The organism is Chitinibacter sp. GC72, assembly GCF_009760905.1.
GTDB lineage: Bacteria > Pseudomonadota > Gammaproteobacteria > Burkholderiales > Chitinibacteraceae > Chitinibacter.
This window is the reverse complement of record NZ_VIRW01000001.1, coordinates 123,253-145,451: the sequence shown is the minus strand read 5'-3', so window position 1 is coordinate 145,451 and position 22,199 is coordinate 123,253. Positions and strand designations below refer to the sequence as shown.

Sequence of the window (22,199 nt, the reverse complement as noted above, 5' to 3'; positions counted from 1 at the left end):
CCCACCACCTGAGATGAAAGGTGGGTTATGCGATGCTAACACGCCCTACGTAACTTGATTTCGGAGAGTCCAAATGGAATCAACGGCAACGTTGTCATCCTGCAGAAAATATCGTTATGTTTTGTGGCGCATTTGGGATGAACATAAACCATATGCGGTATTTATTGGGTTAAATCCATCAATTGCAGATGAAACGGAAGACGATCCAACAATTAGGCGCTGCGTTAATTTTGCCAAAGGATGGGGTTATGGTGGCCTATGCATGGTGAATTTATTTGCATATCGTTCCAGAGATCCATCGAATTTATTTTGCAATGAAGAACCAATTGGATCCGAGAACGATGAGTGGATACTAAGAGTTGCAAAAAATGCTGGTGTTGTTGTGGCCGCTTGGGGAAATGATGGAAAGCATTTATCGCGCTCAGCCCAAGTTAGAGGTTTTCCAATCAAATTAAAAATATTGCGACTAAATAAATCAGGTGAGCCAGCTCATCCCTTGTATCTACCCAATAAACTGGAGCCTATCGACTGGAGTTAGCCAATAGGGTGTGCGAATCTTGATTCGCGCACGCAGATGAGCCATCTTTGTTGCGCAACGCTTCGCGTTTCACACCCTACGAAAAATACCCAAATGGGTATAAACACGCAGACCAATCATATAAATATCTACGGGCCTATACCCATGAAATACATTTCTACCCGTGGTGGCGTTGCCGCCCAACAATTTAGCGATATCCTGCTTGGTGGCTTGATGGCCGATGGCGGCTTGTCGATTCCGGAAAGCTACCCACAATTCTCGCAAGACGAACTGGTAGCGCTGTCCAAACTAAACTACCGCGATCTGGCGTTTGCCGTGATCAGCCGTTTTGTTGACGATATTCCAGCGGCGGATTTAAAAGCGCTGATCGAAAAAACCTACACCGCGGCCGTGTACTGCAATGGCCGCAATGCCGCTGATGCCGACCAAATCACGCCGATCATCAAGCTCGATGACACCTTAGTGATCCAAGAATTGTCGAACGGCCCGACGCTGGCGTTTAAAGACATGGCGATGCAATTGCTCGGCAATTTGTTCGAGTACGTGTTAGCTGCGAAAGGCGAGCAAGTGAATATCTTGGGCGCGACCTCGGGCGATACTGGCTCGGCGGCGGAATACGCGATGCGCGGCAAGAAGGGCGTCAATGTGTTTATGCTCAGCCCGTTTGGCAAAATGAGCCCCTTCCAGCGCGCGCAGATGTTTAGCCTGCAAGACGAAAATATCTACAACTTGTCGGTGCATGGCTTTTTCGACGCTTGCCAGGACATCGTCAAAGACGTTAATAAAGACGCCGAATTTAAAGCCAAATACAAAATTGGCGCGGTGAATTCGATCAACTGGGGCCGCATCGTTGCGCAGGTCGTTTACTACTTCAAAGGCTATTTCGCAGCGGCGAAAAACGTCGGCGACGTGGTGGATTTCTGCGTACCGTCGGGCAATTTCGGCAATATCTGCGCCGGCCACATCGCGCGCCAGATGGGTTTGCCGATCGGCCAATTGATCGTCGCGACCAATGAAAACGACGTGCTCGACGAATTCTTCAAAACCGGCGGCTACCATCCGCGTGGTCTGGATCGCACTTACGAAACCTCTAGCCCATCAATGGACATCACCAAAGCATCGAACTTGGAGCGCTTTGTGTTCGACTTGGTTGGTCGCGACGCGGGCAAACTGGCGGCGCTGTGGAAATCGGTCGAAACCGGCGGCGGCTTTGAGATTGGCGAGCAATTGTTCGCACAAATGCGCGACCAATACGGCTTTAAATCTGAAGCCAGCACCCACGCCGACCGCGTAGCGCACATTCGTGAAGTATTCGAAAAATTCGGCATCCAGATCGACCCGCACACTGCCGATGGCTACAAAGCCGCTAAAGCACACCGCCGCAACGACGTGGTGATGGTGATTATGGAAACGGCGCTGCCAGCCAAATTCGAAACGACAATGGTGGAAGCGCTGAACCAACCACCAGCACGCCCAGCGGGTCTGGTTGGTCTGGAAGATTTGCCACAGCGTTTTGATGCGATTGATGCGGATGCAGCTCAGATTAAAGCGTATTTGGTCGAACGTATTGCCCGCTAAGCTAATTGCAGATTGATCTGCAAGGCAATACCCAATAAAAAAACCCGCTATTTGCGGGTTTTTTTTACTTTAACTTTTGTGCGCCAGCAATCATGGTGGCTTACGGCTTTCCGCCTAACCCATCCTACGGTCACTTCCTCACCCGCACCAGTACATCATTCCCCTTGCCCTGATATTCAACGCTATCAAACGACATCATTCGTGCCATCGAGATGCCGCGGCCATGTGGGTCGAACGCTCGCTCGGGTGAGAATTCCAGAAAGGGTTGCCATTCAAAACCGGCACCTTCGTCCTGAATGCGGATCTGTACTTCTTCGGCGTTGCTATTAAAGCTGACATTCACGATGCGATCCTTGTATTTCGGATCGATCAGGCGTGCTTCCACTTCGTCCTGCCAGCGGTTGGTTTGCAGCAGGCGGGTTTTTTCGCTGTAGCTGATCGCCAGATTGCCGTGTTCGACGGCGTTGACCAGCAATTCGGATAAGCCCAGTGCAACGCGCTGCGGGTCGGGGCAGGCGCGCGAGAGCAGCAGCGTGAGCTGGCGTGCTTCATCGAGCGTGCGAAAGCGAAAATGCCCGTTGACCAGCAGCTTGTATGAGTCGGCGTGCTCCGAAATCTCGCGTTCCAGCTGGCTGCGCTCGGTATGAAAACCAACGGCAGCGGCCACAATGGCCAGCAGCATTTCGCGCTGGAATGGCTTGATCAGATAGTAATACGCGCCAGCGGCCAGGCCTTCCTGCACGTTTTCGGCGGCCCCAACGGCGGTCTGCATAATGACCGGGATATGCTGGAACTCGGGGTGCTGCTTGAGTTTGGCCAGTACCTGCATGCCATCCATCCGCGGCATCATCCGGTCGAGCAGGATGGTGTCAAAGCCGACGCGGTCGGCCTGCAATACTTCCCAAGCTTCTTCGCCGTCCATTGCGGTGGCGGTCTCGTAGCCGGCATCGTTCAGGTGTTCGGACAGGATTTCCAGATTAAACGGTTCATCGTCAACAATCAGGACGCGGCCCGGTTTGCTCAATGGTGTCATCTCGCTAGCCCACTCAATATCATTATTCGTTAATATACTCGCCTTGCGCCGCAGCTGACAATTCGCCGTAAAGGGCGGCAAATTCCTGTGCCAGTTTATGCTTGGCATCCAGCGCAATCAGCGGCGCGGCCTTGTCGTGCGATTCGCGCACTTTAACCGAACTGGAAAGCCGGGTTTTGAGTACCGGCAAATGTTGCGCTTCCAGCTCCTGCACCAGGCGCTGCGGCAAGCTGGCGCGTGGCTGGTACTGATTGACCACAATGCCTTCAATCTGCAATTGATCATTGTGATCCTGCCGGATTTCCTCGACGCGGGCGATCAGGCCCAGCAGCGCATCGCGCGAAAACGTATCGCAGTCAAACGGAATCAGGCAGCCTGTGGCGGCGATCAAGGCCGACAAAGTAAAGAAATTAAGTGCAGGCGGCGTATCGATATACACCTCGTCAAACTGGCCGGTGAGCTCGGCCAGCGTTTCGCGCAATTTATAGATTTTGTAGCGTGATTCAAGCTTAACCTGCTGCTCGGCAATGCCCGGATGCGAGGGCATCAGATACAGATTGGGAAACGGTGTGGCGTGGATAAATTCCGCTGGCCCTTTGGCATACAGCGAGAAATTAAGCACCTGCTCGAAAAAATCGGCCAGCGTGGGTGTGGCTTCACCCGCAGATGCCCCCAGGAGGTAATGGCTGCTATTGCCCTGTGGGTCTAGGTCTACGACTAATACGCGCTTACCTTGCGCTGCGGCCACTGCCGCTAGGTTGACGGTGATGGTGGATTTACCCACTCCGCCTTTCTGATTAAATACCACGCGTCGCAACATACCGACCTCTGCCGTTTTCCTCGATTGACGACACTATATCAAGCTTTTGCTCACAACTCTTGTCAGTAAAGTGCCAGTGCGCGACAAAACAACGATTTAAATCATTTACCTAGCCCCAATCAGCCCAAATCAATCTCCCTGCTGCATACAGGGTCTTGAAGAGCTGCCGACCAGCCCCATTTATCCACCATTGTCTGCAACCCACGATTAGGGAAATAAAACCATGAGTAAAGAAACCCTAGGCTTTCAGGCCGAAGTTAAACAACTGCTGCAGTTGATGATTCACTCTTTGTATTCGAACAAAGAGATTTTCCTGCGCGAGCTGGTGTCCAACGCGTCCGACGCTTGCGACAAGCTGCGCTTTGAGGCGATCAATAACGACAGCCTGTACGGCGACGATTCCGAACTCAAAATCCGCGTGTCTTTTGATAAAGACGCCAAAACGATCACGATCGCCGACAACGGCATCGGCATGAGCCGCGAAGAAGTCATCAAAAACATCGGTACGATCGCGCGCTCGGGCACCAAAGAATTCTTTAGCCAGCTCTCAGGCGACGCGCAAAAAGACGCGCACCTGATCGGTCAATTTGGTGTGGGTTTTTACTCGGCGTTTATCATCGCCGACAAAGTCACCCTCACCACGCGCCGTGCCGGTGAAACTGGCGCAACGCAGTGGGTTTCTGCCGGTGATGGCGAATTTACGCTCGAAGACGTGGCGAAAGACAGCCGCGGTACTGAAATCGTGCTGCACCTGAAAGAAGGTGAAGACGAATTCCTGAATGACTGGAAACTGCGTTCAATCATCCGCAAATATTCCGACCACATCACGCTGCCAATCTTGATGCCAGCGCAAGCCGGTTACAACGAAGACGGCTCGATTAAGCCTGCTGAAGGCGAAGAAACCGTTAACCAAGCCAATGCTTTGTGGACGCGCAGCAAGTCGGAAATTAGCGACGAACAATACACCGAATTCTACAAACACGTCGCACACGACTACGACGATCCGCTGGCGTGGAGCCACGCCAAAGTCGAAGGCCGTCAGGAATACACCGAGCTGCTCTACGTACCAAAACGCGCGCCGTTCGATTTGTACGACCGCGAGCGTCGTCACGGCGTAAAACTGTACGTGCGCCGCGTGTTTATCATGGAAGACAGCGAAAAATTGCTGCCGCAATACCTGCGCTTTATCCGCGGCGTGATCGATTCGTCTGACCTGCCACTGAACGTATCGCGCGAAATCTTGCAGCACAGCAAAGACATCGAGCAAATCAAATCGGGCTGCGTGAAAAAAGTGCTCGGCATGCTCGAAGGCTTGGCCAATTCGGAAGAAGCGGCAGACCAAGAGAAATACGCGACGTTCTGGCGCGAATTCGGCAAAGTGCTGAAAGAAGGCGTCGGCGAAGATTTTGCCAACAAAGAACGCATCGCTGGTCTGTGCCGGTTTGCATCAACGCACAACGACAATAGCGATCAAACCGTATCGCTAAAAGACTATCTGGGCCGCATGAAAGAAGGCCAAGAGCTGATCTACTACATCACCGCCGATTCATACGCGGCGGCGAAAAACAGCCCGCACCTCGAAGTCTTCCGCAAAAAAGGCATCGAAGTCTTGTTGCTGAGCGACCGCGTTGACGAATGGGCGTTTAGCGGTTTGACCGAATTCGAAGGTAAAAAACTGCAATCAGTCGCTAAAGGCGAACTCGATCTGGAGCAATTTACCGACGAAGAAGAGAAAAAACAGCAAGAAGCTGCGGCGACCGAACTGAAAGACGTGCTGGAGCAAATGAAAGGCGTGTTGGGCGATTCTGTCAAAGACATTCGCGTGACGCACCGCCTGACCGACAGCCCAGCGTGCCTCGTGGTTGAAAACAACGATATGAGCGCGAATCTGGAGCGTTTGCTCAAATCCGCCGGCCAAGACGTACAAGGCAGCAAGCCCATCTTGGAAGTGAACCCAACGCACCCACTGGTGGGCAAACTGAAAGCCGAAGCGACTGGCGACAAGTTTGGCGATTGGACGCAATTGCTGTTCGATCAAGCGCTACTCGCCGAAGGCGGCCAACTGGAAGACCCATCTGCGTTCGTAAAACGCCTGAATGGTTTGATGCTGGCGTTGCACAACTAAGGTATAAGTCTGTAGCTCAATCTATTATTGGACTACAGAGCAATACCCACACAAAAACCGACCTGCGGGTCGGTTTTTTAAATCTAGCAGTTTAACGGTGATAGCTTTGAGAACAGTCAAATGAACTACACAGTACCACGGTTTAAAGCGGATGCATTTCACTGCCCCTTTTGTGCAACTTTCTCACATATGCACTGGAATAGAGTTTTTACCACAGAACCATTATTGTTTGCTGCTGCCCAGTGCTCGAAATGCCACTCACGTTCTATATGGAGTGCTGAGCAAGGAAAAACTTACTCTCCTTATATCCCCCTTGAGGAATTAGTGAATGGCGTAATGATTTACCCAGATTCTTCTATCGCCCCAGAGGCAGATGTAGACATGCCAGCTGATGTGAAGCGAGATTATGAAGAAGCGGCCCGCATTTTTTCGCGTTCACCACGAGGAGCAGCAGCTCTACTAAGACTTGGACTACAAAAGCTATGCAAACACTTGGGGGAGCCAGGCAAGAATATTGATACCGATATTCGTTCTTTAGCTGCAAAAAACACACTCCCCCCAATGATCATTAAAGTTGCCGATACACTCAGAATTACTGGAAATAATGCGGTTCATCCGGGAGAAATGTCGGACGAGGACTTTGATCAAGTGGCAGAAAAAATGTTTGATCTCTTAAATTTTATTGTAAAAAAAGGCATATCTGAGCCCAAAGAGCTTCAAGCTCTTTATGAAAAAACGCCTGAGCGGCTTAGAAAAGCAGCAGAGGATAAAGACGCAAAAAATAAAGCGGTATAAGTTCGGTCGTAGATTTTAGAAGTGCGCAAACCTCTGTGTGATTTTCACACTCCCTCTTGTGGCGTCAAATGGAGCTGGCGGTTTCAGTCAATTGCTCTACCACCTGCACCATACTTGGTCGTTGATCTGGGGAGTTATTCACGCATTGCAGATGTAAACCTTGAAGCTTAGCGAGTCTTTGCAAATCAGCTGGCTCTACGGAATTGCAACGACTAATCAGATCTTCAATCAAGCAAGCAAATGCTCGCATTTCGATCGCGGCGAGGGCTGCTTGGTGTTCGGGCGGTATGAAGGATGCGGCGCCGAAGTCGCCGAGCAGGCAAGTACCATCGGCGTGGGTTAGGATATTATGCGCATATACATCGCCATGTATTAGCCCGTGACTATTGAGCTGCATCATCGCCGAGGCAATACCCTTTAGGATATTTAAAATCACCGGCACGCTGTATTGCGCATCGGGTGCGAAAATATCGCGGGTGCAGCTTTGCAGGCTCGGTGGGCCAGCGAGGGTTTTGTAGTCTTGATCAATCAGCCCCAGCACCAGCGCGGGGTTTGCCACATCGTCGATCTGAGCCAGTACCGGAATTAAATTGGGGTGCGCGCCTGCGGCAATGCAGGCGTCCATTTCGCTGCGCGGTACGCCGTCGCTGGTGACGGCTGATTTAAAGCGTTTCACCGCGACCTTTCGCCCAAGCGAATCGCCGTTTTCAAACCCAGACCGCTGGCCATTTTCATACCAGTCAGCCGCAAAAATCTGCCCCGAAGCGCCCTCACCCAACAGCTCGCCCAAGCGAATTTGCTGCCAATCGATTTTCGGCACGCTATTGCACGCCACCATCGCTGCTTCAACACGATCGGCACACGGGTTGCCAGCAAAAGCGAGCCAAGCCAATTTGGGCAGATTCAGCAGGCATTCTGGCAATACTTCAAATCGGTTCGCCGCGATGCGCACCAGCTCCAGATTGTGGCAATTGGCCAGCGTGGCGGGCAGGGCACTGAGGCGGTTGCCAGCCAGCATCAGCTTTTGCAGCTGCGTGCAGTGGCCGATCTCATCGGGCAATTGTGTAATCTGATTTTCGGTGAGCGTGAGCCAGCGCAGCTTGGGCGGCAGCGCGGCGGCGGGGAGGTGGGCAATCTGGTTGGCGCGAAAACCGATCATTGCCAGATTGGCACATTGCCCCAGCACGGCGGGCAGCTCGGTAAAACAATTATCCGAGCAGAAAATAATTTTCAGTTTGTGTAGTCGCGGCAAATCGTCTGGCAGACTGGCAAGCTGATTGCCGGAGAGGTTGAGGATTTCCAGCGTATCGGCCAGCGCAAAAATTTCGCGCGGAAACTCGCGCAGATTGCAGCTGAGATCGAGGCGGCTCAGGCCTTTAAGCTGTCCTTGCTGCAATTGCGCCAGAGTATGCATAAAGTCTGTTTGCGTTCACGGTGGGGGACGGCAATGGTAATGGATTTTGCTTTTATCAGGTAGCTGTTGGGTATGTCCATGCGAGTCAATTCAAGCTTTGCTTCTAGAGGTATACCTGTGGTTTTAATGGTGGCTAGTCATCAAGTGTGCCATGTAATGACCGTTTGGCTATACGAATCGGCCAATACACTCGCATATCCGTCAGATCGCAGCCACGCTTCAAATGTGGATGAATGGAGGTGCATGATGAAATATATGTGCTGGCTGTTGATTGTGCTGCTGTTGCCGGGGCTGGCTTGGGCAGAGCCATTTAAATGTCTAGATGAAAAAGGGCGCGTGGTTTATTCGGATCGGCCCTGTACTGGTGTCGAAGTGCCGATGGACGATCAGGGCACCATCAGTACCGTGGATATTCCGGAAAGACAGTTTGTTCCGGCTTATCAGGACAATAGCAAGGGCGGCACGGTGAGCAGTATGGGAGAGGCCGCCAAGCCAGCGGGTGGGGGCTCGGTCAGCAGTCCATCGAGCAAAACCGACACCACGCGTGGGCCATCGGACAAAATCAGTAACCGCCCGGTGCGCCGACTGCCTGATTAAATGAACAAAGCCCGCCTGATGCGGGCTTTGTTGATGGCTTAGCCAGATTCAGGCTTTGCCAAACAGGATTGCGCCATCTTTCGCGTCGACACGTATCGTATCCTTGGCGCCAAAATCACCGGCAAGAATCCGTTTGGCCAAGACGTTTTCCAGCTCGCTCTGGATCGCACGTTTCAGTGGCCGCGCGCCGTAGACCGGATCGAAACCCGCTTCGGCGATCAGATCAAGCGCGGCGTCAGAGATTTCCATGCCGATTTCCATATGCGCCAAACGACCAACGAGTTTTTCGAGCTGGATTTTGGCGATATTGCGAATGTGTTGCTGCGCCAAAGCATGGAACACGACCACTTCGTCGATCCGGTTGACGAACTCGGGACGGAAATGGGTTTTCACTTCAGCCATCACCGCCAGCTTGATGACCTGATAATCCGAATCGGCCAGGCGCTGGATATGATCGCTGCCTAGGTTCGATGTCATCACCACGACGGTGTTGCGGAAATCCACCGTGCGGCCTTGGCCGTCGGTGAGGCGGCCATCGTCGAGCACTTGCAGCAGGATATTAAATACATCCGGATGCGCTTTTTCGACTTCATCGAGCAGGATGACGCTGTACGGTTTGCGGCGCACCAGCTCGGTCAGATAGCCACCTTCCTCGTAGCCAACGTATCCCGGCGGCGCGCCGATCAGGCGGGCGACCGAATGTTTCTCCATGAACTCGCTCATGTCGACGCGAATCATGTGGTCTTCCGAGTCGAATAGATAATTCGCCAGCGTTTTGCAAAGCTCGGTTTTTCCGACGCCAGTTGGCCCTAAGAACAGGAATGAGCCATACGGCCGGTTCGGGTCGCCCAGACCCGCGCGCGAGCGGCGGATGGCATCTGACACCAAACGAACAGCTTCATCTTGGCCGACGACGCGGTCGTGCAATACGTCTTCCATATGCAGCAATTTTTCGCGCTCGCCTTGCAGCATTTTGCTGACCGGAATGCCAGTCGCGCGGCTAACGACTTCGGCGATTTCCTCGGCACCGACTTGTGTACGCAGCAGTTTATTGGCCTTCTCGCCGCCGGTTTCTGTTGCTTCGGCCGCTTTCAATTTCGCTTCCAGCGCTGGCAATTCGCCGTATTGCAGCTCGGAGACTTTCTGCCATTCGCCGGCGCGTTTGAGCGCTTCCATCTGATTTTTCAGCTTGTCGATTTCCTCGCGAATCGCCTGGCTACCGAGCACGCTGGCTTTTTCGGCTTTCCAAATTTCTTCCAGATCGGAATATTCTTTGTCGAGCTTAGCAATTTCTTCTTCGATCAGACCAAGGCGTTTTTTACTCGCTTCATCTTTCTCGCGTTTCACCGCTTCGCGCTCGATTTTGAGCTGAATAATGCGGCGATCGAGCTTGTCCATCACTTCGGGTTTGGAGTCGATTTCCATTTTGATTTTGGCCGCCGCTTCGTCGATCAAGTCGATGGCCTTATCGGGCAAGAAACGATCCGTGATATAGCGGTGCGACAGCTCGGCCGCAGCGACAATCGCCGGGTCGGTAATATCGACGCCGTGGTGGATTTCGTATTTTTCCTGCAAGCCGCGCAAAATCGCGATCGTGTCTTCAACGCTTGGCTCGCCAACCAGCACTTTCTGGAAACGGCGCTCGAGCGCGGCGTCTTTTTCGATGTATTTACGGTATTCATCGAGTGTGGTCGCGCCGATGCAATGCAGCTCGCCGCGCGCCAACGCGGGTTTGAGCATATTGCCGGCGTCCATTGCGCCTTCGGCTTTGCCGGCGCCCACCAGCGTGTGCAGCTCGTCGATAAAGACAATATTATTGCCTTCGTCTTTTGCGAGTTCATTCAGAACAGCTTTGAGGCGTTCCTCAAACTCCCCCCGGTATTTCGCGCCAGCCAGCAGCGCAGCTAGGTCCAGAGACAATACCCTCTTGTGCTTTAACGATTCGGGCACTTCGCCGTTGATGATGCGCTGCGCGAGGCCTTCGACAATCGCGGTTTTGCCGACGCCGGGTTCGCCGATTAATACCGGGTTGTTTTTGGTTCGGCGCTGCAAAACCTGAATCGCGCGGCGGATTTCGTCATCGCGACCGATCACCGGGTCGAGCTTGCCGGCGCGGGCGCGTTCGGTCAGATCGAGACAGTATTTGCTGAGCGCTTCCCGTTGTTGCTCGGCATCGGCACTGCTGACGTTTTCACCGCCACGCACGGCATCCACCGCTGCGGCGATGGCTTCTTTCTTGCTGCCGTTTTCTTTCAGCAGTCGTGACGTTTCGCCTTTGTCGTCGGCGAGTGCGAGCAGAAACAGGTCGCTGGAAATGAATTGATCATTGCGCTGCATCGCCGCTTTGTCGGTCTGGTTGAGCAGGCGACCCAGGTCCTTGCCGACGGTGACATCGCCATCGCCACCGGAGATTTTAGGCAGGCGCTGCACTGCGCTTTCCAGTGCCGATTTCAGTGGGTGAATATTGACGCCAGCGCGGGCGAGCAGGGCGGCGGCCCCCGAATCGTTATCGTTTAGCAGCGCAAGCAATAAATGTTGTGGCTCGATATAGGCGTTGTCATTGGCGAAAGCCATGCTTTGCGCGTCAGCGAGCGCTTGTTGAAACTTGGTAGTTAGTTTGTCGATACGCATTTTGCGTCTCCAGGTATTGGGTTGATTAACCCATACATGGATGCAAGGCATTTGAAATTCAAGCGCAGAGCGGCTTGAGTTTGATATTGCTTAAGTAAATGATTTTAAAATAAATATTTTGAAAATAAAAAACAGCCTGCCATGGCAGACTGTTTCTGGAGATTGCGCTTGCTCGGTTGAGCTAACGGGCTTACTTGCTGGCTGGTGCCGGTTCGGCGACAAAAATCTCGACGCGGCGATTTTGTGCGCGGCCCGCTGCGCTGTTATTGTCCGCCACGGGCTCGTACGAGCCGCGACCATCAATGCTCATCCGGTTGCCCGCCACGCCACGGTTGACCAGATACGCTTGCACTGCACCGGCGCGATTGACCGAGAGCGGATTGTTGATGGCGTCCGTGCCTGTGCTGTCGGTGTGGCCAATAATGCGTACGCGCGTCACCTGATTTTGATTCAGCGTCTGGCCCAGCTTGTCGAGCACCGGGCGCATATTCGGTTTGATGGCGTATTTGCCGGTATCAAACGAAAAATCGCTCGGAACGTCAATCTTTAGCTCGTTATTGGCGGTTTTGCTCACTTCAATGCCGGTGCCCTGCGTGGCCGCTTCCATTTCCTTGCGCTGCTTTTCCATATGCGCCGACCATGCGTAGCCGCCAATGCCGCCAATCGCTGCACCAATGGCTGCATCACGCGCCACGTGTTTGCCGCCCGTGGCCGAGCTGATGACCGCACCAGCTATCGCTCCGCCGACAGCACCAATGGTGGCGCCTTGCTGCTCGGGTGTCATATTCGCGCAGCCAGCCATGCTCAGGCTAATGGTCAGCAGAGCTGGCATCATGAGTTTTTTCATTGTGTGCATCCTTATTAAAAATCCAATCCAAGTGGGTAGGCGAATCTAAACATATTGCGATGACATAATCTGTATCAAATTGCCGCTCTGCCGGTGAATGAACTCACATCTGTTGATTACCTTCCAGCAAATTCAATCTAGCTTTACTTGTCATGTCCGTGTTGTCAATTGGATGAAAGGGTGGGTGTGAAGTTCAATTACCGCCTGACTCTGGGCGCTTGTCATCGAGATTTCCCAATTTTGTCGCAGAACCGTCATTCAAGTCCGGTAAAAACGCATCAGCCTACAGTGGAGTAGCTCAAATGCGGATTACGGTGATTGGTTCGGGTTATGTCGGTTTGGTCACAGGTGCCTGTCTGGCGGAATACGGCAATCATGTGCTGTGTCTGGATCTGGATATTCAGAAAACACAGCAGCTGCAGGAAGGCATTGTGCACATCTACGAGCCGGGGCTGGACGAGCTGATCCGGCGCAATGTGCAGGCCAATCGCTTGCGCTTTACCAGCGATGTGGCGCAATCGGTGGCGCATGGCACGATCCAGTTTATTGCCGTCGGCACGCCGCCCGGTGAAGACGGATCGGCCGATTTGCAATATGTGCTGGCGGCTGCAGCCAATATCGGTCATCACCTGAACGAGTACAAAGTGATTGTGAATAAATCGACCGTTCCCGTCGGTACGGCCGATCTGGTGCGGCGCGCGGTGCAGGCGCAGCTTGATCAGCGTGGGCAGCGCAGCAGTTTTAGCGTGGTCTCCAATCCCGAATTTTTGAAAGAAGGTGCGGCGGTGGATGATTTTATGCGCCCGGACCGGATTGTGATTGGCACCGAGGACGAAACGGCCAAAGATCTGATGCAGGCCATTTATGCGCCACTGGTGCGCAATCATGACCGTATTTTATGTATGGATTTGCGTTCGGCCGAGCTGACCAAGTATGCGGCCAATGCCATGCTGGCGACGCGGATTTCCTTTATGAACGAGCTGGCCAATCTATCCGAAGTGCTGGGGGCGGATATCGAGCTGGTACGCAAGGGCATCGGCTCTGATCCCCGTATTGGCTATCATTTTCTGTATCCCGGCGTGGGTTATGGTGGCTCATGCTTTCCAAAAGACGTGCAGGCACTGCAGCAAACTGCGCAGCAATGCGGCGAGCCGCTCAAAATCCTGCAGGCAGTGCATGAGGTGAACAATCAGCAAAAGCATGTGCTGCTGAATAAGATTCAGGCGCATTTTGGCCCGGATTTGCGTGGCCTGCACTTTGCGATCTGGGGTTTGGCTTTCAAGCCCGATACCGACGATTTGCGCGAAGCGCCTAGCCTGACGCTGATTCAGGGCTTGCTAACTCGGGGCGCAACAGTTTGCGCGCATGATCCGGTGGCCAATACCAAGGCCCAGCAACTGTTTGCCGGGTTCGAGGGAATCAGTTTTGCGCCTATGCATATGGATGCATTACACAATGCCGATGCGCTGGTGATTGCGACCGAGTGGAAAGCATTTCGCAGCCCGGATTTTGCCAGCATCAAGAAATCGCTGCGTTCGGCGACGATTTTTGATGGGCGCAATCTGTACGAACCCAAACGGATGAAGGCCGAAGAAATCAGCTATTTCCCGATTGGTCGCGAGCAGATTGCGGTCCGATCCAGCACTGTGTCGCAAGCGACGCCCTTACCGAGTGGCGATGTCGTCTCAGTGCTCTAAAGCGCAGAAGACCATTGGTCTTGCCGGGCTGACATCGTTGCTCGATTGGCATAATCTGAAGAATCTGCTTGACGTAGTTGTCAATTATGTCGTTGATTATTCGATCTTTATTGCTTCTGCTGGGTATTGCTGTCCTGAGCGTGACTGCAAGGGGGGGGATTGTCGAGTTTCTGCCCCGGCCTGATCTGGAATCGCGCGATCCGTGGCAAGCGGCGGTGCATTATTGTGTTGCCGCACGCCATGGCAATACCGAAGCGCAATACCGGCTGGGCGTGTTGTACGCGTTTGGTCTGGGCGTGCCGGAAAATCGCCAAGCTGCCGCCAGCCTGTTTTCGATTGCCGCCGAGCAAGGTCATAGGCAGGCGCAGGATATGCTCGATACCATTCTGCTGAAAAATCATCAGCTACCCGCTTGTCTGCTGGCCGACGTTCAACCGGAGAAATCACCCTTACCCCATGGTGCCGTTCAGCGGATTACCTTAAGCCACGAGCAAAAGAAAACCGCGCGCATTATTGCCCAGATTGCCCGCTGGCACGGGGTAGACCCGGATTTCGCGCTCAGTATTGCTCTGGTGGAATCGCGCTTGCAAACCTATGCGGTGTCGCCCAAATCGGCAATGGGCGTGATGCAGCTGATCCCGGGCACTGCCGCACGGTTTAATGTGCAGGATGTTTTCAATGTCAGTCAAAATGTCAAAGGCGGGGTGCGCTATTTGCGGCTATTGCTCGATCGCTATCAGGGGCGGATTGATCTGGTTTCGGCGGCGTACAACGCCGGCGAGGGCGCAGTAGATCGTTATCGTGGCATTCCGCCCTATAAAGAAACCCGCCAGTATGTCATCAAAATCCAGCGCCTCTACCCATCGCTGATCCATATTCCTGATCGCGAACGCTATGCAGTGCAGCGGCGCTAGGTCGCCATCCATCGCCCTGCTGGTAAACTACCGCTTTGAGTGGGTCAAGCAGGTCATGGTGATGACAGCAGCAGTTGCGTGGGCGATTTTTTGTCGTGTGGTCGACAATTTTGGCGATATTGGCGTGTGCTGGCGGCTTGCCCGGCAATTGCATCAGGAATTTGGCCTTGCTGTCACACTTTGGGTCGATGATCTGGCCAGTTTTGCGCAAATCCGCCCCGAAATCGATCCGACTCAAGCGCGCCAGCAGCTGGAAGGCGTACTGGTGCTGCGCTGGGATACCGATTTCCCACCTCTTGTCCATGCCGCCGACGTGGTGATTGAAGCATTCGCTTGCGAGATTCCAGCACCTTATCTGGCCCAGATGCAGGCCAGAGCCACAGCTCCGGTCTGGATTAATCTGGAATACCTGAGCGCCGAAGACTGGGTTGAAGGTTGCCACGGTTTGCCATCGCCGGTGCAGGGCTTGAGCAAGTACTTTTTCTTTCCGGGTTTTACCAAGCGCACAGGCGGTGTGTTTAGCGAGCAAAGGCAAAGAGCCTTGCAGCTGGCCTGGCGTGACGCTGATTCTGCGCAGTTTCTGGTCAGCCTGTCGCCCGCATGCCCGCAGCATCTGGCACCTGCTTTGAATATTTCGCTCTTTGCCTATGAGCCTCTTGCATTGAAGCAATGGTTGTCGGTGCTGGAAAACAGCAGTCAGTCCATCCGGCTTTTTGTGCCAGAGGGTAGGGTATTGCTTGCTATGAAGGATTTGGATTTGACTGCAGGGCAATACACTGGTGGTGTATCTAGGCGCGGCGCACTGGAGATCATTCCCCTGCCCATGCTGGCACAGGATGACTATGATCGCCTGCTGCTAAGCTGCGACATTAATTTTGTGCGCGGAGAAGATTCTTTCCTGCGTGCGCAATGGGCGGCCAAGCCGTTTGTCTGGCATATCTATCCGCAGGAAGATGATGCACATCGCGACAAACTGGACGCGTTTCTGGTGCGTTATCTGGGCCATCAGCCCACGCCAGCGCTCATGGCGCTGGCCGCAATGATGCAAGCGTGGAATCACGGTGGAGATCTCAGTGCTGCGTGGCAAGAGCTTGTTGCCGGACGGCATCTCTTGCAAGAGCACGCTCACGCCTGGCGGAAAAATTTGCTTGAACTGGGGGATGTCGCGACTAATCTGGTCAGATTCGTCAATTCCAAGGTAAAATAGCGGGATTTTTCTATTTTCAAACAGCGATTTTGCATCAGAATCGTTAAAACTCGGGTAATACGCAATGGCAATCAAAACTGCACACGAAGTTCGCGCTGGTAACGTTATCTTGGTTGACGGCCAACCTCTGGTTGTTCAAAAAACCGAATTCTCAAAATCAGGTCGTAACTCTTCAGTAGTTAAAATCAAATCCAAAGGCCTGTTGTCAGGTTCTGGTTCTGAAGTCGTTTACAAGTCAGATGACAAAATGGAAGTGGTTGTACTCGACCGCCTCGATTGCACCTACAGCTACTTTGCTGATCCAATGTACGTGTTCATGGACGAAGAGTTCAATCAGTACGAAGTTGAAGCTGACAACCTGGGCGACACGCTGGGTCTGATCGTTGACGGCATGGAAGACAAATGCCAAGTGACTTTCTACGACGGCAAAGCGATCTCTGTTGAGTTGCCAACCGTGGTAGTGCGTGAAGTTGAATACACCGAGCCAGCAGTACGTGGCGACACTTCAGGCAAAGTAATGAAACCAGCAAAACTGGTGGGTTCAGAAATGAACATCCAGGTGGCTGCATTTATCGATATCGGTGACAAAATCGAGATCGACACTCGCACCATGGAATTCAAAAAACGCGCTAACTAAGCGTGATGAAACGCAAAAAAGCCACCGAACCCGGTGGCTTTTTTTCTGTCTGACCCCATTTGATCGCGGATGACCACATTCGGCAACCACGATTTGCAAGGAGTGAATCATGAAGATTTTCGGCGGTTTTAGTCTGGGCACCGTGATTGCCGTAGCGTTATCTTGGAGCGCCAATCACTCCATCCTGTGGGCCATTCTTCATGGCTTTTGTAGCTGGTTTTATGTGATTTATTATTTTTTGTTTAAATAAAAACCGGCGTGTTAAAGCCGGCTTTCTTTTTCAAACGAAGCGTGAAATCATTCTTCTTCGTCAAATACCGCCGTGGTGTAAACGCTTTGTACGTCGTCGAGCGCTTCCATCATATCGATCAATTTCTGCATTTTGATCGCGTCGTCGCCGGTTAACTCGGTTTCGCCTTGCGGTTTCATCGTTGATTCGCCCATTTCGGCTTTGAAACCGGCTGCTTCTAGCGTTTCCTTGATGTTCACGAATTCGTACGGCGGCGTGATCACTTCGATTGAGCCGTCATCGTTGGTCGTTACGTCATCTGCACCCGCTTCGAGCGCCGCTTCCATCAGTGCGTCTTCGTCAGTGCCCGGCGCAAAAATCAGATAACCACAGTGCTTGAACTGGAAGCTCACGCAGCCGTCGGTGCCCATATTTCCGCCGTATTTACTGAATACGTGGCGTACGTCGGCCACGGTACGGGTGCGGTTGTCGGTCAGGCAATCGACCATCACTGCTGCGCCGCCTAGGCCATAACCTTCATAACGGGTTTCGATGTAATCAACGCCATCAAGCGAGCCGGTGCCACGCTTGATAGCGCTTTCGATATTGTCTTTCGGCATCGATTGCGCTTTGGCCTTGTCGATTGCCAGACGTAGGCGCGGGTTCATCGTGATATCACCGCCACCCATTTTGGCAGCAACGGTGATTTCCTTGATCAGCTTGGTAAAAATCTGGCCGCGCTTGGCGTCCTGACGACCTTTGCGATGCTGAATATTTGCCCACTTGCTATGACCTGCCATGCTGCACCCGTTCAATCTGGTTTAATTAATTGGGCGCTATTCTAGCATGAGCGTGAGCAGGTCAAAATATCGCATGCGGGGTTAACAGCATCTGGCTTTGATTAGGGACAAATGATGAATTGGCGTTGTCAGCGTGTGGTGCGATATGTATGGGCTTTGCCGATGACCTTGATCGGTCTGCTGCTCGCCTTGCCTCTGCGTCTGTTGGGTGCGCGTTGTGTCTGGTATTGCGGCGTATGCGAAGTAAGCGCGCCTGCGCGTTGGCGCTGTGCACGCTGGCGTTTCGCTGCGATTACTGTAGGTCATGTGGTGATTGCTGCCGATGCCAGTCAAATGGCGCGCTTGCGTGTGCACGAGCGGGTACACGTCCGTCAGTATGAACGCTGGGGCCTGATGTTCTGGCCCTTGTATCTGGGTTCAAGCTGCTGGCAATGGCTGCGCGGGCGGCGTTTTTATCGCGATAATTATTTCGAGCGCGAGGCCTATGGTGATTTACCACTATCCCGGCGACGTTCACAGCGGCGGCTTTGAGGTGCCACCAAACCAGATCGGGGGATCTCCGGCACGCCATTGCGGATACTTGCTCATGACCGATTCAAATAGAGCTGATTCAGTCAGCCGTGCCAGCCAGTGTTGCAAGGCTGTGCTGGTGCTGCGCGCAAATGCCGCACTATCGACTGCAGCGCATTGGCGGACAAAAGGCACAATCGCCAAATCAGCCAGACTTAAGTGATTACCAAAAAGGTGGGTATATTCTTTCAGCCTAGTAATGATATGGGTTTCAAGCCAATACATGGCGTTGTATTGATGCTGCTGTGCGGATAGCTCCAAATGACGCTCGGGGTATTTGTAGCGATCAAGCAATGGTTTGAAGCTTTGATCGTGCAATTCGATTAACTCTAACTGCGCGTCCAGTGCCAGAGTCAGGCTGCTATCCGCTGCCGTGTGCTCGATAGCCCATAACATGATGTCCAGGCTGTGCTCGATGACCTGGCCATTACCCAGCAGCAACACTGGTACTGTCCCCTTGGGCGAGCTATGTAATAGCTCGGGTGGCTTGTCGCGCAGCACGACCTCGCGCAACTGCACCTCGATATTGCATAGACTCAAGGCCATCCTGGCCCGAATTGCATAAGGACAGCGGCGGAATGAGTACAGAATCAGCTGATTATTATCTTTCATTGTGTTCAGTTTTATCTGGTTGTTTATTGCAAATCATATTGTTTCAATGACATTGCCTGAAAATAATTTTGACGTTCCATGTAGGTTTTGAATGGCGATGATGACAAGTCTTGCCTATAAAAAGAATCGGCTCAAGAAATTTATACCTGAGTACAAAGTGGTATCTGGTTCTATCTGTGTGAACGGGGGGCAATATGGCAAAGAAAATATTGGCGGTAGATGATTCGCCATCAATTCGGCAAATGGTGAGCTTCACCTTGCGTAGCGCGGGTTACGAGGTGGTCGAGGCTGTGGACGGCAATGCAGGTGTCGCACAGGCCAAATCCGGGCAGGTGGATTTGGTGCTCACCGATCAGAATATGCCGGGCATGGATGGCTTGACGATGATTCGCACCTTGCGCGGGCTGCCTCAATATGCCAGCACGCCCATCCTGATGCTCACCACCGAATCGAGCGATGCGATGAAACAGCAGGGGCGTGCAGTCGGTGCCACTGGCTGGCTGGTGAAACCGTTTGATCCACAAAAACTGCTGGAAGTTGTCCGCAAAGTCATCGGCTAGTGGTCTCTAGCGAGGGGGAGCTATGTCGATTGATATGGGCCAGTTTATTCTGGTTTTTTTTGATGAGGCTGCCGAGCACTTGGCCAATATGGAGTCATTGCTGCTCAATATCAATGTGGCTGAACCAGATTCGGAAGACTTGAATGCCATCTTTCGCGCTGCACATTCGATCAAAGGAGGCGCAGCAACATTCGGTTTTGCAGATTTGACCGATGTGACGCACGTGCTGGAAAACCTGCTGGATAAAATTCGTAAAAACGAAATTACGCTAACTGCGGAAATGGTAGATGCTTTCCTGCAATCTGGGGATGTATTGCAGGACATGCTGTCCGCGCATCGTGGACAGGGCCAACCTGATGAACTGGCGATGAGCGCAACCAAGGCTAGGCTCACTCAATTGCTGACCTCTCAGGAAGACACGACGATGGTAGAACTGGACGAGCTGACCATCGTGATTCAGCCCGGTGAGACGTTTGATGAAACTCTGCTGTGTCGTGAGCTAGATCGCTTTGGCACCATTGACGATTTTACGCCTGGCGACGCTTATTCGCCTTGGTTGTACCGTATCAAGACCACTGAAAATCCTGAAAAAATACTTGATTCAATGTCGTTCATGATTGAGCCAAATCGGGTTTCGATTACATCAAGTGCCGAATGCCAGTCTGAGTTTGGCCTCTTTCTGACGCCAGCCGAGTCGGATTTAAGCGTTGATGAAGGGTTTGGGTTTTTTGATGACACGCTAGGCGCTGCCTTGTCTGAAGCCACAGCAGCGACGGCCGAGGAGGCCGGATATGGATTTTTCCAACCTATCATAGAGGAAGCCGTCGTCGCTGCCGTTAGTTCAACGCCTGCTGCAGTAACACCGATCAGTCGTCTCCAGAACGAAAGAGCAACAGATAAAGCGGCGGAGTCTTCAATCCGAGTCAGCGTGGAAAAGGTTGATCAGTTGCTCAATTTGGTCGGCGAGCTGGTCATTACCCAATCCATGCTGGCGCAAAATTCGCTGCAACTCGATCCGGTTTTGCACGAAAAACTGCTTAGCGGCGTTGCTCAGCTTGAGCGCAATACGCGCGAATTACAAGAATCGGTGATGTCGATTCGGATGATGCCGATTTCATTTGTATTTAATCGCTATCCTCGTTTGGTGCGTGATTTAGCTGGCAAGCTGGGCAAACAAGTTGAGTTGCGCATGATTGGTGAAAACACCGAACTCGACAAAGGCTTTATTGAAAAGCTCAGTGATCCATTAACGCATTTGGTGCGTAACAGCTTGGATCATGGCATTGAAATGCCTGATGTACGCTTAAGCCGCAATAAGCAAGCCCAAGGAACATTAACGCTCAAAGCATTCCATCAGGGCGGCAATATCGTCATTGAGGTCAGTGATGATGGTGCCGGCTTAAGTAGAGAACGCATTCTAAATAAGGCCAAAGAGCGTGGCATGAACGTAAACGACAATATGTCGGACAACGAAGTTTGGATGCTGATCTTTGAAGCTGGCTTTTCTACCGCAGCAGAGATTACCGACGTATCAGGGCGTGGGGTAGGCATGGATGTGGTACGCAAAAACATTCAAGCCATGGGTGGACGAGTTGAAATTCAATCCATGACGGGTGTTGGCTCCACGATGAGTATTCGCCTGCCACTTACCTTGGCCATTTTGGATGGCATGTCAATTTCAGCATCGGATGAGCTTTATATCATTCCATTGACATTTATTATTGAATCGCTACAGCCGAAAACAGAAGAAATTAAATCTATGGCTGGGCGCGGCAATGTGATCAATGTGCGTGGCGAATATTTACCATTAATTGCGCTCTACGATATTTTCAATTTGCCTGCCAAATTAAAATCTTTCGAAGAAGGCTTAGTTATTATTTTGGAAGCAGAAGGGCAGAAAATAGCCCTATTTGTCGACGATTTATTAGGGCAGCATCAAGTGGTGGTGAAAAATCTAGAAACTAATTATCGGCGCGTTAATGGGGTGGCTGGTGCAACCATTATGGGTGATGGTCATGTTGCATTTATTTTGGATGTTGCTGCATTAGTTAAAACAGCACAGCATCTTTCATCTTCTGATATCAGTCGATTAGCAGCTTAACGGAGGGGGTATGGACCAAGTTTTACGTGATAGCGAAGTCAATCGCGAACTACTCGTTTTTGCACTTGGCAAGGAAGAATATGGAATTGATATTCTAAAAGTGCAAGAAATCCGTGGTTATGATGCCGTAACAGGTATTGCCAATGCTCCTGCCTTTATTAAAGGTGTTATTAATTTGCGTGGCAATATTGTGCCAATTGTTGATTTGAGAATTAAATTTAATATTGGCAATCCAAGCTATGATCAGTTTACGGTGGTGATCATTTTAAATGTCGCACAGCGTACTGTTGGAATTGTCGTGGATGGGGTATCAGATGTAATGACCTTGGCCTCCGATCAATTACGCAACGCACCTGAATTTGGTGCAGCTTTAGATACCGCTTATATTTTGGGCTTAGGTACGGTGGATGAAAGAATGATTATTCTGGTTGATATCGAAAAACTCATGACTAGTGCCGATATGGCATTGGTTGACGCGGTTGCAGCATAAGGAG

General features: G+C 52.1%; 21 protein-coding genes. 14 read left to right on the top strand and 7 right to left on the bottom strand.

The features are described 5' to 3' along the window. The first annotated feature begins 73 nt into the window (after nt 1-73). Together FLS37_RS00650 and thrC are read left to right on the top strand one after the other, a co-directional pair. On the top strand, nt 74-538 hold the full coding sequence (locus FLS37_RS00650) for a DUF1643 domain-containing protein (RefSeq protein ID WP_157313995.1): 465 nt from the start codon (nt 74-76) through the stop codon (nt 536-538). Nucleotides 539-682: 144 nt separating this feature from the next. Continuing rightward, nucleotides 683-2,116: a threonine synthase gene (gene thrC, locus FLS37_RS00645; RefSeq protein ID WP_157313994.1), complete on the top strand. Its 1,434-nt coding sequence runs from the start codon at nt 683-685 to the stop codon at nt 2,114-2,116. A 130-nt stretch (nt 2,117-2,246) separates the two neighbouring features. On the opposite strand, the gene FLS37_RS00640 is transcribed toward thrC, so the two are convergent. Together FLS37_RS00640 and FLS37_RS00635 are read right to left on the bottom strand one after the other, a co-directional pair. Continuing rightward, nucleotides 2,247-3,149, bottom strand: coding sequence for a response regulator (locus FLS37_RS00640; RefSeq protein WP_157313993.1), 903 nt, complete (start codon nt 3,147-3,149; stop codon nt 2,247-2,249). 22 nt (nt 3,150-3,171) lie between these two features. Beyond that, nucleotides 3,172-3,966 carry a ParA family protein gene (locus tag FLS37_RS00635; protein WP_157314183.1) on the bottom strand — a complete coding sequence of 265 codons (795 nt, stop codon included), beginning with the start codon at nt 3,964-3,966 and terminating at the stop codon, nt 3,172-3,174. Nucleotides 3,967-4,192: 226 nt separating this feature from the next. Here FLS37_RS00635 and htpG point away from each other — a divergent pair, with 226 nt between their 5' ends. Together htpG and FLS37_RS00625 are read left to right on the top strand one after the other, a co-directional pair. Beyond that, nucleotides 4,193-6,094, top strand: a complete 1,902-nt coding sequence (gene htpG, locus FLS37_RS00630; protein WP_157313992.1) for a molecular chaperone HtpG — start codon at nt 4,193-4,195, stop codon at nt 6,092-6,094. Nucleotides 6,095-6,214: 120 nt separating this feature from the next. Continuing rightward, nucleotides 6,215-6,889: a DUF4145 domain-containing protein gene (locus tag FLS37_RS00625; protein ID WP_157313991.1), complete on the top strand. Its 675-nt coding sequence runs from the start codon at nt 6,215-6,217 to the stop codon at nt 6,887-6,889. Nucleotides 6,890-6,953: 64 nt separating this feature from the next. Here the strand turns inward: FLS37_RS00625 and FLS37_RS00620 are convergent, their stop codons facing one another. Then, nucleotides 6,954-8,303 carry a leucine-rich repeat-containing protein kinase family protein gene (locus FLS37_RS00620; RefSeq protein ID WP_157313990.1) on the bottom strand — a complete coding sequence of 450 codons (1,350 nt, stop codon included), beginning with the start codon at nt 8,301-8,303 and terminating at the stop codon, nt 6,954-6,956. 243 nt (nt 8,304-8,546) lie between these two features. Between FLS37_RS00620 and FLS37_RS00615 the strand changes: the two genes are divergently transcribed. Next, nucleotides 8,547-8,900, top strand: a complete 354-nt coding sequence (locus tag FLS37_RS00615) for a DUF4124 domain-containing protein (RefSeq protein WP_157313989.1) — start codon at nt 8,547-8,549, stop codon at nt 8,898-8,900. Nucleotides 8,901-8,948: 48 nt separating this feature from the next. Here FLS37_RS00615 and clpB read toward each other — a convergent pair whose 3' ends face one another. Continuing rightward, complete coding sequence (clpB, locus tag FLS37_RS00610; RefSeq protein ID WP_157313988.1) at nt 8,949-11,531, bottom strand: ATP-dependent chaperone ClpB; 2,583 nt, start codon at nt 11,529-11,531, stop codon at nt 8,949-8,951. A 190-nt stretch (nt 11,532-11,721) separates the two neighbouring features. Next, the gene (locus tag FLS37_RS00605) at nt 11,722-12,378 is read right to left on the bottom strand and encodes an OmpA family protein (protein ID WP_157313987.1); all 657 of its coding nucleotides are present in this window, start codon (nt 12,376-12,378) and stop codon (nt 11,722-11,724) included. 302 nt (nt 12,379-12,680) lie between these two features. Between FLS37_RS00605 and FLS37_RS00600 the strand changes: the two genes are divergently transcribed. The 5 genes from FLS37_RS00600 to FLS37_RS00580 all read left to right on the top strand — a co-directional run bounded on the left by FLS37_RS00600 (nt 12,681) and on the right by FLS37_RS00580 (nt 17,083). Further along, nucleotides 12,681-14,075 (top strand): UDP-glucose/GDP-mannose dehydrogenase family protein, encoded by a 1,395-nt coding sequence (locus FLS37_RS00600; RefSeq protein ID WP_157313986.1) that lies wholly within the window; start codon nt 12,681-12,683, stop codon nt 14,073-14,075. Between the two features lie 86 nt (nt 14,076-14,161). Then, nucleotides 14,162-14,989, top strand: coding sequence for a lytic transglycosylase domain-containing protein (locus FLS37_RS00595; RefSeq protein ID WP_157313985.1), 828 nt, complete (start codon nt 14,162-14,164; stop codon nt 14,987-14,989). After that, nucleotides 14,970-16,196: an elongation factor P maturation arginine rhamnosyltransferase EarP gene (earP, locus tag FLS37_RS00590; RefSeq protein ID WP_232522454.1), complete on the top strand. Its 1,227-nt coding sequence runs from the start codon at nt 14,970-14,972 to the stop codon at nt 16,194-16,196. Before FLS37_RS00595 ends, earP begins: the two co-directional genes overlap by 20 nt. 70 nt (nt 16,197-16,266) lie before the next feature. Next, on the top strand, nt 16,267-16,833 hold the full coding sequence (locus FLS37_RS00585) for an elongation factor P (protein WP_157314181.1): 567 nt from the start codon (nt 16,267-16,269) through the stop codon (nt 16,831-16,833). Nucleotides 16,834-16,942: 109 nt separating this feature from the next. Then, nucleotides 16,943-17,083: a hypothetical protein gene (locus FLS37_RS00580; RefSeq protein ID WP_157313984.1), complete on the top strand. Its 141-nt coding sequence runs from the start codon at nt 16,943-16,945 to the stop codon at nt 17,081-17,083. A 47-nt stretch (nt 17,084-17,130) separates the two neighbouring features. Here FLS37_RS00580 and FLS37_RS00575 read toward each other — a convergent pair whose 3' ends face one another. Then, the gene (locus FLS37_RS00575; RefSeq protein WP_157313983.1) at nt 17,131-17,862 is read right to left on the bottom strand and encodes a YebC/PmpR family DNA-binding transcriptional regulator; all 732 of its coding nucleotides are present in this window, start codon (nt 17,860-17,862) and stop codon (nt 17,131-17,133) included. A 162-nt stretch (nt 17,863-18,024) separates the two neighbouring features. Between FLS37_RS00575 and FLS37_RS00570 the strand changes: the two genes are divergently transcribed. Next, the gene (locus FLS37_RS00570) at nt 18,025-18,393 is read left to right on the top strand and encodes a hypothetical protein (protein ID WP_198314426.1); all 369 of its coding nucleotides are present in this window, start codon (nt 18,025-18,027) and stop codon (nt 18,391-18,393) included. On the opposite strand, the gene FLS37_RS00565 is transcribed toward FLS37_RS00570, so the two are convergent. Further along, nucleotides 18,376-19,044 (bottom strand): glutathione S-transferase N-terminal domain-containing protein, encoded by a 669-nt coding sequence (locus FLS37_RS00565; RefSeq protein WP_157313982.1) that lies wholly within the window; start codon nt 19,042-19,044, stop codon nt 18,376-18,378. The genes FLS37_RS00570 and FLS37_RS00565 overlap by 18 nt on opposite strands. Before the next feature lie 194 nt (nt 19,045-19,238). Between FLS37_RS00565 and FLS37_RS00560 the strand changes: the two genes are divergently transcribed. Genes FLS37_RS00560 through FLS37_RS00550 form a run of 3 tightly spaced genes read left to right on the top strand, consistent with a single transcriptional unit; the run spans nt 19,239 to nt 22,195 of the window. Next, entirely contained in the window at nt 19,239-19,604 is a 366-nt protein-coding gene (locus tag FLS37_RS00560) for a response regulator (RefSeq protein WP_157313981.1), read from the top strand. Nucleotides 19,605-19,626: 22 nt separating this feature from the next. Continuing rightward, entirely contained in the window at nt 19,627-21,705 is a 2,079-nt protein-coding gene (locus tag FLS37_RS00555) for a chemotaxis protein CheW (protein ID WP_157313980.1), read from the top strand. Between the two features lie 10 nt (nt 21,706-21,715). Next, nucleotides 21,716-22,195, top strand: a complete 480-nt coding sequence (locus FLS37_RS00550; protein ID WP_157313979.1) for a chemotaxis protein CheW — start codon at nt 21,716-21,718, stop codon at nt 22,193-22,195. Nucleotides 22,196-22,199 lie beyond the last annotated feature (4 nt).